At 69.2% G+C, this 13,619-nt stretch carries 10 protein-coding genes and 2 pseudogenes; 3 read left to right on the forward strand and 9 right to left on the reverse strand.

The features are described from left to right. Positions 1-734: 734 nt before the first annotated feature. The 7 genes from hutG to hutH all read right to left on the reverse strand — a co-directional run bounded on the left by hutG (position 735) and on the right by hutH (position 8,976). Entirely contained in the window at positions 735-1,532 is a 798-nt protein-coding gene (gene hutG, locus JMF90_RS05550) for an N-formylglutamate deformylase (RefSeq protein ID WP_124482218.1), read from the reverse strand. 60 nt (positions 1,533-1,592) lie between these two features. Further along, positions 1,593-2,969: a formimidoylglutamate deiminase gene (locus tag JMF90_RS05555; protein ID WP_200161786.1), complete on the reverse strand. Its 1,377-nt coding sequence runs from the start codon at positions 2,967-2,969 to the stop codon at positions 1,593-1,595. Positions 2,970-3,170: 201 nt separating this feature from the next. After that, entirely contained in the window at positions 3,171-4,394 is a 1,224-nt protein-coding gene (gene hutI / locus JMF90_RS05560) for an imidazolonepropionase (RefSeq protein ID WP_200161785.1), read from the reverse strand. 4 nt (positions 4,395-4,398) lie between these two features. Further along, positions 4,399-5,022: a HutD family protein gene (locus tag JMF90_RS05565; RefSeq protein WP_200161784.1), complete on the reverse strand. Its 624-nt coding sequence runs from the start codon at positions 5,020-5,022 to the stop codon at positions 4,399-4,401. Between the two features lie 2 nt (positions 5,023-5,024). Next, positions 5,025-6,713 carry a urocanate hydratase gene (gene hutU / locus JMF90_RS05570; RefSeq protein ID WP_006478343.1) on the reverse strand — a complete coding sequence of 563 codons (1,689 nt, stop codon included), beginning with the start codon at positions 6,711-6,713 and terminating at the stop codon, positions 5,025-5,027. Between the two features lie 39 nt (positions 6,714-6,752). Next, positions 6,753-7,448, reverse strand: coding sequence for a histidine utilization repressor (gene hutC, locus JMF90_RS05575; protein WP_006478342.1), 696 nt, complete (start codon positions 7,446-7,448; stop codon positions 6,753-6,755). A gap of 4 nt (positions 7,449-7,452) precedes the next feature. Continuing rightward, entirely contained in the window at positions 7,453-8,976 is a 1,524-nt protein-coding gene (hutH, locus tag JMF90_RS05580) for a histidine ammonia-lyase (RefSeq protein ID WP_006478341.1), read from the reverse strand. 212 nt (positions 8,977-9,188) lie between these two features. Here hutH and JMF90_RS05585 point away from each other — a divergent pair, with 212 nt between their 5' ends. Then, complete coding sequence (locus tag JMF90_RS05585; RefSeq protein ID WP_054927980.1) at positions 9,189-10,109, forward strand: glutamate/aspartate ABC transporter substrate-binding protein; 921 nt, start codon at positions 9,189-9,191, stop codon at positions 10,107-10,109. 21 nt (positions 10,110-10,130) lie between these two features. On the opposite strand, the gene JMF90_RS05590 is transcribed toward JMF90_RS05585, so the two are convergent. Beyond that, positions 10,131-10,886, reverse strand: a complete 756-nt coding sequence (locus JMF90_RS05590) for a 4'-phosphopantetheinyl transferase superfamily protein (protein WP_054927981.1) — start codon at positions 10,884-10,886, stop codon at positions 10,131-10,133. A 127-nt stretch (positions 10,887-11,013) separates the two neighbouring features. Further along, positions 11,014-12,055: pseudogene (locus tag JMF90_RS05595) on the reverse strand (alpha/beta fold hydrolase). A 234-nt stretch (positions 12,056-12,289) separates the two neighbouring features. On the opposite strand from JMF90_RS05595, the gene JMF90_RS05600 reads away from it, so the two are divergent. Together JMF90_RS05600 and JMF90_RS05605 are read left to right on the forward strand one after the other, a co-directional pair. Then, positions 12,290-13,231, forward strand: a complete 942-nt coding sequence (locus tag JMF90_RS05600; RefSeq protein WP_054927983.1) for a LysR substrate-binding domain-containing protein — start codon at positions 12,290-12,292, stop codon at positions 13,229-13,231. A gap of 165 nt (positions 13,232-13,396) precedes the next feature. Continuing rightward, a pseudogene (locus JMF90_RS05605) lies at positions 13,397-13,619 on the forward strand (MFS transporter); the annotation flags it as partial.

Genomic DNA, 13,619 nt, shown 5'->3' on the forward strand with positions numbered 1-13,619 from the left:
CGGCGTCTCTCCGGTGATGGCGCGCGACACGCTCGCGCGCGCAACGATGCAGGTTCGCGGGTACGCCGCACACGCGGACAATCGCGCAGCGCCAACGCCGGCGCAGGCGCGATCCTGCCGCGCGAATGCCGCGGCAACCGGCGGTACGGCCCCGGACGGAAGCGGAAAGGGGCGCTAGGGCAACAACGATGCGCTGCCGTCGCACTGCACCGCGCTGCACAGGTGCGCGGTCACGAGATTGAAGCGGCGCGGGCCGCAATGGGAAATGGCGAAGAAGCGAGGCTCGCGTAACGGGGCGGCGCGCGTGCCGCGATCAGCATGCCGGTTCGGCCCGGCCTGAGGCGGCGCGCCCGCCGACGGACTTCGCGTCCGGCGTATCGAAGGGCTGGCGGCTTTCACGATCGTACTCGACTGACTGATGGAGGCAGGACACGTGTCGCAATGCCGCGTGGCGACACGTCAGCAAGATGTCTCGCAGCGCATTCCGGCGCAGTCCGGCCATCGTCGATGGCCTCGCCGCCGGCGCGCGCGTGACGACTTCCTGACATTCAGCTTATATCACTTAAAAATTGCGTCAAATTTTCAGGGGTCGATGACGACATCGGTCAGACAAAAAAACGGCATCGATCGCGCCGGATCGATGCCGTTTTGTGCATTGCGTCGGCTTGCCTGCTATGTGCCGACGGGGCGGAGCGCACTGCCCCACCGCGCTGCCGCATGGAGGCAGCCCGCGTTCAACGATGCGCGAGCGCGGTTTCGACGAGCGTCTGCAGCAGCGGCACGATCCGCGCTGCACGCGCTTCGTCGTATGCGTACGGACGCGTCTCTTCCATGTAGGTGATCTGCGACAGTTCGAGCTGGACGGCCTCGACGCCGGTCTCGGGCACGCCATAGTGACGCGTGATGTAGCCGCCCTTGAAACGCCCGTTCGCGACGGCCGTATAGCCGCCGTGTGCGAGCACGCGCGCGGCCAGCGCTTCCGCGAGACCGGGCGCCGCACTCGCGCCGCTCGACGTGCCGAAGTTGAAGTCCGGCAGGCGGCCGTCGAAGAAACGCGGCACGTGCGAGCGGATCGAATGCGCTTCCCATACGAGCACGCGACCGTGTTCGCCTTTCAGGCGCGCGATCTCGCGTTGCAGCGCGTCGTGATACGGCAGCCAGTAGCGATCGCGGCGACGCATGATCTCGTCGTTGCCGGGCAGCGCGTTGGCCGGATACAGCGGCGCCTTGTCGAACGTATCGACCGGCACGAGCCCCGTCGTGTCCTGCCCCGGATACAAGTTCTCGTTGTCGGGCGGACGGTTCAGGTCGACGACGTAACGCGCATGCGACGGCACGAGGATCGATGCGCCGAGATCGGCCGCGAAGCCGTACAGCCGCTCGAGATGCCAGTCGCAATCGTCGACGAAGCGCGCGTCGGGCGTCATCGTCGCGGCGATGTCGTCGGGAATGTGCGTGCCTGCGTGCGGAATCGAGATCAGCAGCGGCAGCGTGCCCTGCTTCAGCGTGAATACAGCCGGTTGTTCAGTCATGTCGCCTCACCGTAAGAGTCGGCCGGCGCACGCATGACGCGTGCGCCGGTTGCCGCGCGTTCAGCGCAGCAGTTGCGCCAGCGCGGCGCGGTAGTCGGCATACGCGGCGGCTTCGTCGCGATGGCGGCGGCCGCTCACGACGCGCTCGCCGCCCGTGTAGACGTCGAGCACCGGCGTCTCGCCGTGCTCGGCGAACACGATGCCCGACAGCCATGCGGCGCTGTCGTGTTCGGCGATCGCCGGATGATCGGGATCGAGCACGAGCCAGTCAGCGCGGCAGCCTGCGCGTAGCGCACCGATGCGCCGCCCGCTCGCCTGCGCGCCGCCCGCGAGCGACGCATCGAACAGGCGATCGGCGACGTGCGCCTGCGTGTCGCTCGCCAGCACGTTGCGCGCGCGGTGCACGAGCCGCTGCCCGTATTCGAGCAGGCGCAGCTCCGAGCGCCAGTCGACCGACGCGTGGCTGTCCGAGCCGATGCCGATCACGCCGCCCTGCGCGAGATAGTCGACGGCCGGGAACACGCCGTCGCCGAGGTTCGCTTCGGTCGTCAGGCACAGGCCCGCGACCGCGCGACGCTTCGCGAGCGCCGCCGTCTCGGCCGCGTCGACGTGCGTCGCATGCACGAGGCACCAGCGCGCATCGACGTCGAAGCGATCAAGCAGCCATTGCACGGGGCGTGCGCCGTAGGCGCGCACGCAGTCGTCGACTTCAGCCGTCTGCTCGGCGATGTGGATATGCACCGGTGCATCGCCGGGCAACCCTTCGAGCAGCACACGCAGCCCGTTCTCGGACACCGCGCGCAGCGAGTGCGGCGCGACGCCATAGCGCAGCCCGCCATGTTCCGGCGCCACGCGACGCATCGCGTCGAGCAGTTCGAGCACGCCGTCGGGCGTGTTGATGAAGCGGCGCTGGTCGTCGCGCGGCGGCTTGTCGCCGAAGCCGGCGAACTGGTACGACACCGGCAGCATCGTGATGCCGATGCCGGCCGCGCGCGCGGCGTGGATCACGCGCGTGCCGAGCTCCGCGATCTGCGGATAGCGCGAGCCGTCCTGCGCGTGATGCACGTAATGGAATTCGCACACCGACGTGTAGCCGCACTTGAGCATCTCGACATACAGCCAGCGCGCGATCGCCGCGAGCGCGTCGGGCGTGATCTTCAGCGCGAAGCGGTACATCAGGTCGCGCCAGCTCCAGAAGCTGTCGGCGGGATTCGCGCGGTATTCGGTGAGCCCCGCCATCGCGCGCTGAAACGCGTGCGAATGCAGGTTCGGCATGCCGGGCAGCACCGGCCCGGCCGCGCGCGCGACGCCTGCCGGCGCATCGGTGTCGGGTGTCACGTCGGTCAGCGTGCCGGCGGCGTCCCAGCGCAGCAGCACGTTGCGGCGCCAGCCCTCGGGCAGATAGGCATGGTCCGCGAACAACAGGGTGTCGGTCATTGCGTGTCCTCATCGACCGGATCGAGCGCTTGAGCAATCCCGTCCGGCCCGGTGCCGCAGCCGGCAGGCGCGAGCGCGTCGCGCCAGCGCCAGCCTTGCGGCGATCGACCGGAGTGCGCCCGTTGCGCACCGGCTCCGGTCCCCTGCAAAGCGTCGGCCGGGCTCGGTACGTCACGTACCGAGCCCGGTCCGTCGTCAAACTTATCCGTTCATCCGGCGAAACACGGTCGTGCCGCCGCGTACGACCTGCTCGCACAGCGGCCGGCCGATCCAGTACGCCAGCTCGGCCAGCGAGCCGACCGACCACACGGCGAAATCGGCCTGGCGACCGACCTCGAGCGCGCCGTGGCGATCCGCGCGGCCCAGCGCCGCGGCCGCATGGCGCGTGACGCCCTGCAGCACCTCGGGCACCGTCATGCGGAACAGCGTGCAGCCCATGTTCAGCGTCAGCAGCAACGATTCGAGCGGCGACGTGCCGGGGTTGTGATCGGTCGCGAGCGCGATCGGCACGCCGTGCTTGCGCAGCAGCTCGATCGGCGGCAGCTGCGTTTCGCGGATGAAGTAGTACGCACCGGGCAGCAGCACGGCTACCGTACCGGCCGCCTTCATTGCCTCGATGCCCGCTTCGTCGAGAAATTCCAGATGGTCGGCGGACAGCGCGCGGTAACGCGCGGCGAGCGCCGTCCCGCCCGCATTCGACAGTTGCTCCGCATGCAGCTTCACCGGCAGCCCGCGCCGCGTCGCGGCCTCGAACACGCGCTCGGTCTGCGCGAGCGAAAAGCCGATGCGTTCGCAGAACACGTCGACCGCGTCGACGAGCCCTTCGTCGGCCAGCGTCGGCAGCATGCGGTCGCACACTTCGTCGATGTATTCGTCCGCGCGGCCGGCGTATTCCGGCGGCAGCGCATGCGCGCCGAGGAAGGTCGTATGGACGGTGACCGGGAAGCGCTCGCCGAGCTGGCGCGCGACGCGCAGCATCTTGCGCTCGCTCGCGAGGTCGAGCCCGTAGCCCGACTTGATCTCGATCGCGGTCACGCCTTCGGCGAGCAGCGGCTGCAGGCGCGCGGCGGCCTGCACGAACAGCGTCGTCTCGTCGGCCGCGCGCGTCGCGCGCACCGTCGACACGATCCCGCCGCCCTGCCGCGCGATTTCCTCGTAGCTGACGCCCGCGAGGCGTTGCGCGAATTCGTCGGCGCGCGTGCCGCCGTACACGAGGTGCGTATGGCAATCGACGAGGCCCGGCGTCACCCACGCGCCGTGCAGGTCCTCGCGCTGCCAGTGCGCGTAACCGTGCGGCAGCGCGGACAACGCGCCGAGCCACGCGATCGTGCCGGTTTCGTCGACGGCGATCGCCGCGTCGTCGATCGTCTCGTCGGGATGGCCGTGCGGACACAGCCTCAGGTGATGCCAGACAGTCGGTTTCATGCGTTCAGTCTCGTTCGCCGACGGCAAGCGAGACGGCCAGCAGTGCGCCGCCTCCGCTCACGACGACGTCAAACGCACGCCGCGGCCCGTCGAGCCGCAACGTGTCCATGTCTTCCAGCGCGTAGTGCGTGCCGTCGAGGTCGACGCTCACCGCACCGGCCGCGCAAAACAGCAGCACGGTATCGGCCGGCGCGACGCGGTGCACGCCCGCGCGCCACACGTCGAGTGCGCCACGCGCGGCCGAACGGCGCGTCATCAGGTTGAAGTCGCGCGTCGCGCCGTCGTGCAGCGTCGCGTCGATCGCCGTCTCGCCCGCGAAATCCGCGCGGGCGAGCGGCGCATCGAGCACGTGGCGCGTGCCGCCCTCCTCGGCCAGCGTCATGCCCGCGCCGGACAGCAGCACGAGCGTGCGGTCGATGCCGTCGAAACGCGAGAACGGCCCGGCCGTGCCCACGTCGGCGACGCTCACGCGCCACGCGAACGTATCGAGCGCCGCGCCGGGCGGGAACGCGCCGATTTCACGCGTCACGCCGCCACCGTTCTTCCACGGCGACGCGACGAGATCCGCCGCGCGGATCAGCGCGACGGCCAGCGTCGCATTCCCCGGCGCGTGGTCGAGCGCCGTCATGCTCAGCGGCCGAGCATCGGCAGCTTCAGGCCGGCTTCGCGGGCCGTCTGCTGCGCGAGTTCGTAGCCGGCATCCGCATGGCGCATCACGCCCGTGGCCGGATCGTTCAGCAGCACGCGACCGAGACGCTCGTGCGCGTCAGCCGTGCCGTCGGCGACGATCACGACGCCCGAGTGCTGCGAGAAGCCCATGCCGACGCCGCCGCCATGGTGCAGCGACACCCACGATGCGCCGCCCGCGGTGTTCAGCAGCGCGTTCAGCAGCGGCCAGTCGCTCACGGCGTCCGAACCGTCCTTCATCGATTCCGTCTCGCGGTTCGGGCTCGCGACCGAACCCGTATCGAGGTGATCGCGACCGATCACGATCGGCGCCTTCAGTTCGCCGTTCTTCACCATCTCGTTGAACGCCTGGCCGAGGCGATAGCGATCCTTCACGCCGACCCAGCAGATCCGCGCCGGCAGGCCCTGGAACGCGATACGCTCACGCGCCATGTCGAGCCAGTTGTGCAGGTGCGGATCGTCGGGGATCAGCTCCTTCACCTTCTGGTCGGTCTTGTAGATGTCTTCCGGATCGCCGGACAGCGCGACCCAGCGGAACGGGCCCTTGCCTTCGCAGAACAGCGGGCGGATGTACGCCGGCACGAAGCCCGGGAAGTCGAACGCGTTCTCGACGCCCATTTCCAGCGCCATCTGGCGGATGTTGTTGCCGTAGTCGAGCGTCGCCGCGCCGCGTTCCTGCAGCGCGAGCATCGCACGCACCTGGACGGCCATCGACTGCTTCGCGACCTTCACGATGCTCTGCGGGTCGACCTTCTGCGCTTCGCGCCATTGCGCGACGGTCCAGCCTTGCGGCAGGTAGCCGTTGATCGGGTCGTGCGCGCTCGTCTGGTCGGTCACGCAGTCCGGCGTGATGCCGCGCGTGACGAGTTCCGCGAACACGTCGGCCGCGTTGCCGAGCAGGCCGATCGACACCGGCTTGCCGGTGCGCTTCGCTTCCTCGATCATGCCGAGCGCTTCGTCGAGCGTCGTCGCCTTCTTGTCGACGTAGCGCGTCTTCAGGCGGAAGTCGATGCGCGTCTCGTCGCATTCGACCGCGATCATCGAGAAGCCGGCCATCGTCGCGGCCAGCGGCTGCGCGCCGCCCATCCCGCCCAGGCCGCCCGTCAGGATCCAGCGGCCCGACGGATCGCCGTTGAAGTGCTGGTTCGCGACGGAGAAGAAGGTTTCGTAGGTGCCCTGCACGATGCCCTGGCTGCCGATGTAGATCCAGCTGCCGGCCGTCATCTGGCCGTACATCATCAGGCCCTTGCGGTCGAGCTCGTGGAAGTGATCCCAGTTCGCCCAGTGCGGCACCAGGTTCGAGTTCGCGAGCAGCACGCGCGGCGCATCCTTGTGCGTGCGGAACACGCCGACCGGCTTGCCCGACTGGATCAGCAGCGTTTCGTTTTCCTCGAGATCCTTCAGCGACGCGAGGATCTGGTCGTAGCATTCCCAGTTACGCGCCGCACGGCCGATACCGCCGTACACGACGAGCGCATGCGGATGCTCGGCGACTTCCGGGTCGAGGTTGTTCTGGATCATCCGGTAGGCCGCTTCGGCCAGCCAGGTCTTGCAGGTCTTTTCGCTGCCGCGCGGCGCGCGGATCGTGCGCGTCGGATCGAGACGGGGATCGATGTGTTTCGGATGGTTCATGACGACTGCTCCCGAAGGAAATTGAAGATCAAATAGGAATCAGAAATGCCCGGTGAAGCGATAACGGCTGCCGGGATGCCACAGATTCGCCACCGAGGCGACGACGCCCTGCGACCAGGTGCGCCGATGTAAAACCAGACACGGCTCGACGCCGTCCATCCGCAGCTGCTCGCGCCGCTCCGGCGCCGGGGCCGCCGCTTCGATCCGGTACTCGACGCGCTGCAGCGGCGCCGCGCGCATCAGGTACTGGTTCGGCGTCGTGTTCGTGAAGTCCTGCTCGGCGTAATCCGGCGCGACCGCCGGATTCACCCACCGTTCTTCGAGCTGCACCGGCTCGTCGTTCTCGAAGTGCAGCACCTGCGAATGAAACAGCTTCGTGCGCACGGCCACCTGCATCTCGTCGGCGAGGGCCTCGTCGGCGCGGATCGTGTCGAGCCCGAGCACGCTCGCGCGGTACGCATGCCCGCGCGCGCCGACTTCCTCGGAGATACTGCGGATCGCCACCAGCGTCGACTCGTACTTCGGCCGCGCGACGTAGGTGCCCGCGCCCTTCATGCGCGTGAGCACCTGTTCGGCCGTCAGTTCGCGCAGCGCGCGGTTGACGGTCATGCGCGCCACCTTGAACTCGCGCGCCAGCTCGTTCTCGGACGGCACCTGATCGCCCTCCTCCCACTCGCCGGCATGGATGCGGGCCAGGATGAAATCCTTGATCTCCTGGTAGACCGGCGCACTCATCGGCTTACTGTTCCGACGCGAACGAGAACGGCGCGACTTTCGCGAACGCGCGCTCGCCGACCAGCTTCGCGATCACCGCGATGTCCGGTGCGAAGTAGTGGTCGAGTTCGTAGTGCGCGACCTTGCCGCGGATCGTCTCCATCACCGGCGCGAGCTTCGGGCTCGTGTGATACGGCGCGCGCAGGTCGACGCCTTGCGCGGCGGCCAGCAGTTCGATCGCGAGGATGTGCTTGGTGTTGTCCGCGATGTCGGCGAGCTTGCGCGCGGCGAACGTCGCCATCGACACGTGGTCTTCCTGGTTGGCCGAGGTCGGCAGCGAGTCGACCGATGCCGGGTGCGCGAGCGTCTTGTTTTCCGATGCCAGCGCGGCGGCCGTCACGTGCGCGATCATGAAGCCGGAGTTCACGCCGCCGTCCTTCACGAGGAACGGAGGCAGACCCGACAGCGTCGCGTCGATCAGCAGCGCGATGCGGCGCTCGGCTAGCGCGCCGATTTCCGCCGCGGCGAGCGCGAGGTTGTCGGCCGCGAACGCGACGGGCTCCGCGTGGAAGTTGCCGCCCGACAGCACTTCGCCGGTGTCCGGGAAGATCAGCGGGTTGTCCGACACGGCGTTCGCTTCGACCAGCAGCACGTCGGCCGCATGGCGCATCTGGTCCAGGCACGCGCCCATCACCTGCGGCTGGCAGCGCAGGCTGTACGGGTCCTGCACCTTGTCGCAGTCGCGGTGCGACTGGTTAATCGGCGAGCCTTCGAGCAGTTCGCGGTACGACGCGGCCGCGTCGATCTGACCTTGATGGCCGCGCAATTCGTGGATGCGCGCGTCGAACGGCTTCACCGAACCGGCTGCCGCGTCGACCGACAGCGCGCCGGCGACGAGCGCGGTGCGGTACAGGTCCTCGATCGCGAACATGTTGTCGAGCGCCAGCGCGGTCGACGCCTGCGTGCCGTTCAGGAGCGCGAGGCCTTCCTTCGCCTGCAGCGTCAGCGGCGCGAGGCCCGCGACGCGCAGGCCGTCGAGCGCACTCGCGCGCTCGCCGCGGATGAACACTTCCCCGACGCCGAGCAGCACGGCCGACATGTGCGCGAGCGGCGCGAGGTCGCCCGATGCACCGACCGAGCCCTTCACCGGGATCAGCGGCAGCACGTCGGCGTTGAACAGCGTGATCAGCGCATCCATCACTTCACGGCGGATGCCCGAGTGGCCGCGGCCGAGGCTCGACAGCTTCAGCGCCATCAGCAGGCGCACCGACGAACGCGCCATCGGCTCGCCCACGCCGACCGCGTGCGACAGCACGAGGTTCTTCTGCAGCAGTTCGAGCTGGTCGTGCGGGATGTGGGTGCTGGCCAGACGGCCGAAGCCCGTGTTGATGCCGTAGGCCGGCTCGCCCTTCGCCGCGATGTCGGCGACGGCCTTCGCGCCCGCGTCGATCTTCGCGAAGCTGGCCGGGTCGAGCTTCAGTTGCACGGGTTCGCGGGCGATCCGGCGCAGTTGCGGGAGGGTCAGGTGGCCGGGGGTCAACGTAATCATGTGAGCAATCCTGTCTAGACAAGTTCGGAATGGATTGAAGTGTAGCCATCGGAACTTGTCTAGACAACCCGTTTTTCAATATTCCGGCCTCAGGAGTTTCCCTGATGCCGGCGCGGCCCGGCAGGCCGGTCGGTGCGATCCCGCGCTTAACATGTGTTGCAATTATTTTGTTTTTGGCAACATACGAATCATCACTCGCCACGGAGACCGTCATGCCCTTCCCGTCCCGATTCGCCGCCCGCGTCGGCCGCCCCCTGCTCGTCGCCGCATGCGCGCTCGCGTGCGGCGCGTCCGTCGCCGCCGAGCCGCTGGCCGGCACGCTGGAGAAGATCCGGCAATCCAACCTGATTTCGATCGGTCATCGCGAAACGTCGGTGCCGTTCTCCTATGTCGACGCGGGCGGCAAGGTCATCGGCTTCTCGCAGGACCTGTGCGACCGCGTGATCGCCGCGGTGAAGGCGCGCACCGGCAAGCCCGACCTGCAAGTGCGCTTCATTCCGGTCACGTCGCAGAACCGCATTCCACTCGTGCAGAACGGCACCGTCGATCTCGAATGCGGCGTGACGACCAACCTCGCCGCGCGCCATGCGCAGGTCGCGTTTTCGACCACCTTCTTCGTCGCGACGACGCGCCTGCTCACGCGCACGAGCTCGGGCATCCGCGACTTCCCCGATCTCGCCGGCAAGACGGTCGTGACGAACCAGGGCACGACGTCCGAACGCCTGCTGCGCAAGATGAACGAGGAAAAGAAGATGAACATGCAGATCATCAGCGCGAAGGACTACGGCGAAGGACGCCTCACGCTCGAATCGGGCCGCGCGGCCGCGTACATGATGGACGACGTGCTGCTCGCGGGCGTGCGCCAGCTCGCCGCGAAGCCGGCCGACTGGCAACTCGTCGGCACGCCGCAATCGTCGGAAGCCTACGGGTTCATGCTGCGCAAGGACGATCCGCAGTTCAAGGCGCTCGTCGACGGCGTGCTCGCGCAGCTGATGAAAAGCGGCGAGATCAACGCGCTGTACGACAAATGGTTCATGAAGCCGGTGCCGCCGAAGGGCCTGTCGTTCGACTTTCCGATGAGCGACGTGATCAAGGCGCGTTACGCGGCGCCGAACGACGCGCCGCTCGAATAAGCGCCGCGCGTCACGCCCGGCTTACGCGCGCGTCCACGCGACGCACGCCGCGTAGCCGGGCGCCGCGTCGAGCCATGCCGCGTCGAACGCGGCGACGCCGGCGGCAGGCGCGGTGGGCTCGACGATCGTCGTCGCGGGCGTCGCCGCGTCGCGCGGCGGCACGACCGCGAACGCGCGCAACCCGGCGACGATGCCGGTGCCGAGCGCCTTGAGCAGCGCCTCCTTCGCGGACCATACCCGCATGAATTCGCGCTCGCGCGCGCCGGGCGGCAGGCCGTCGAGATACGCGACCTCGGTGGGCGCGCACACTTCGCGTGTCAGCGCGCGCCAGTCGGCCGCGCGGTTGCAGCCCTCGATATCGACGCCGACGCGGCCCGCCGGCGCCCACGCGATCAATGCATGATCGCCCGCGTGCGACACGTTGAAGTCGAGCGACGCACGATGCGCAGGGGCCAGCGACGGCCGCCCCGCCGCGTCGACGACGATCTCGACCGCGTGCGGCGCGATGCCGAGCGTCGCGCCGAGCACGTCGCGCAGCGCGGCGCGCGTCGCGGCGCTGCGTACCGCATCCTCGTGCCGCAGGAAGCGCGCGGCGCGTGCGCGCTCGTCGTCGTTCAGCGCCGCGTACGCGGGCGACACGAGCGGCACGCGCCAGTCGAAATCGACGCGCGCGATCCGCACGCCGGCCCGTGCCGCGGCGGGCGGCACGTCGAGTACATGCACGCGCCATGCGTGCGGCGTTTCAACGGGAGAAGCGGAATCGGACGGAATGGACATCGGCGCGCGGCAGCCTGTGTTCTGGAACGAAACGTCCGATGGTAATCGATCGCGCCGACCGGCGGCCGGCGGCTGCGGCAGGCTCGTGACACGAACGAGGCTGCGCGTCATGCTCGCATACGCTGGATCACCCGTTCGCGGCGATGCCCGGCACGCCGCTCCCCGTCACCCGCCCGCGCGACGCCGGATGCAGCGCGTGCACGACGCCCGGCGCATCGGCCGGCAGCACGCCGTGTTGCAGCCAGTACAGCGCGACGGGCCACAACGTGTCGGTGAAGCGGCTGTGGAAAAAACGCAAAATGACCGATCGCGTCGACGCCGATGTCGGCCGGCGCGATCCGCAGATGCGTGACGTTGCTGCCCGTGTAGTAGCCGACCAGCCGCTCGATCGCGTCGACCGTGCCGAACGCGTCGTCGTCGATGCCGACCGCGAGCATCGGCGCCGACAGCCCCGCGAAGCGCGCCGGCAACGCGGCGCGGCTCGCGCCGCTGTCGTCCAGCACGCGACCGACGTAGCCCTCCTCGAAACGCGGCTGCGACCGCGCCCACGACAGCGCGATACCGCGCGGCGTGTCCTCCATCCAGCCGAGCCGCTTCGCGGGCAAGTAGCCGAACACCGCCGCGAGCGCCGGCATCGCGACATGCCACTTCCACCACATGCGGCGCCGCTCGGCCGGCAGATAGTCGCGCCAGTACGCGTACTGCGCGCCGACGGTCACCGCATGCCGCACGTGCACGTTCGATGCGGCGAGGCCGAGCACACAGCCGCCGATGCTGTGCGCGACCACATCGAGCGGCTGGCCCGGAAACGCGTCGCGCGCGTAGTGCAGCGCGGCCTCGCAATCGAGCCGCCCCCAGTCGAGCCAGTTCGCGCTGAGCTTCGCAAGCCGCGCCGGACGCGACCCGCCGATGCCGCGATAGTCGTAGACGAGCACGTCGCGCCCCTGCGCGAACAGCCAGGCCGCGAAACGAAAGTAGTAGTCGCAGCGCACCGACGTCGCGCAATTGACGACCGTCACGGGCCGCACGGCGCCGCCGCCGCGATGGCGCCAGACATGGCCGCGCAGTTCGTAGCCGTCGGCTGCGCGCAGCGTCACGGGCTCGGGCGGCAACGCGCCCGCCGCGCGACTGGCCTGCGCCGCGTCGCTTTCCTCGTTCGAAATCGTCATCGTGTCTCCTGTCGATCCCCAGTTAGCGCTTTAGCGCTTACTGGGGTCCCATGCATCGCTGTCGGTCCGAGTTGGCGCTTTAGCGCTTACTTGGACCCCATGCATCGCTGTCGGTCGGGGTTAGCGCTTCAGCGCCTACTCGCCCCGTCCTCCGCGATCACCCAGCCTCCATTGAACTTGACGCGTGCCGCGTTCTCAACCAATCTTGCTGCTCCGTTCGCATGAGTCACGCGCATGTCAACGCCACTCGTCCGTCTCCCGTCGCTCGACCTCGTCCGCGGTTTCGTCGCCGTCGGCCGCCGCATGAGCATCACGCTCGCCGCGCAGGATCTGTGCGTCACGCAGTCCGCGGTCAGCCGCCAGGTCCATGCGCTCGAAGCGCATCTCGGCGTGACGTTGCTGCAGCGCGGCTACCGGAAGATTTCATTCACGCCGGAAGGCGAACGGCTGTTCCGCGTCGCTGATGCGGCGCTGCTCGGCCTGCAGGACACCGTCGCGTCGCTCGCCGCGGCGCGCGAGCGCCAGCCCGTGACGATCACCGCCAGCATCGGCGTGACCGCGCTGTGGCTGCTGCCGCGGCTCGGACGGCTGCAGGCGCGGCTGCCCGGGATCGACCTGCGCGTCGCCGCGAACGACAAGGTACTCGATTTGCGCGCCGAAGGCATCGACCTCGGCATCCGCTACTGCCCGCGCGAGCGGGCGCCGGCCGGCGCGCTGCGCCTGTTCGACGAGGTCGTCGTGCCGGTCGCGCACCCCGCGCTCGCCGCGCGACCGGTCACGAACGCGGCCGCGCTCGCCGATCACGTGCTGCTCGAATTCGACGGGCCACCGCAACCGCAGCTACAGTGGCACGCGCACCTGCACGCGGCCGGGCTCGGCGACGCGCGCCCGAAAGGCGTGCTGCGCTTCAACCAGTACGACCAGGTGATCCAGGCCGCGATCGCGGGCCAGGGCATCGCGCTCGGCCGGCTCGCGCTCGTCGCGCCGATGCTCGCCGACGGCCGGCTCGCGGTGCTCGGGCCGCACACGCAGACGCTGTCGCAGACGTACGGCTACTGGCTGTTCCAGCACGATCCGGCCCCGCGCCGCGAAGTCGCCGACGTGCGCGACTGGATGCTCGCCGAAGCAGCCGAATGCGATGCGGCGATGCATGCGCACGATACGACGTCGGCCTGAGCCGGCGGTGCGGATGCGCGTGACCACCGGCAACCGCCATCGCCCCTTCACATTCCCGTTGCGCATGCCAACCTGACCGAATGATCGCTTGAGCGACGGCCGCCCCGCTCGTCTAATCGGATCGAGCGCGGCCGTTTCGCCGCGCGCCTTCATCCGGAGACACGCATGACCCCGATCGAGCAGGAAGTCCGGCGCCGCTGGCTGCCCGTGCTGGCAGGCGGCCTGATCATGGGCGCCGCGCTCGGCATCCGCCACGTGCAGGGCCTGTTCCTCGCGCCCGTGTCGCTCGACCACGGCTGGTCGCGCGAGGCGTTCGGGCTCGCGCTGGCGCTGCAGAACCTGATCTGGGGCGTCGCGCAGCCGTTCACCGGGATGATCGCCGACCGCT

The organism is Burkholderia sp. E168m23 (genome assembly GCF_016586125.1).
In the GTDB taxonomy this organism is placed as follows: domain Bacteria; phylum Pseudomonadota; class Gammaproteobacteria; order Burkholderiales; family Burkholderiaceae; genus Burkholderia; species Burkholderia orbicola.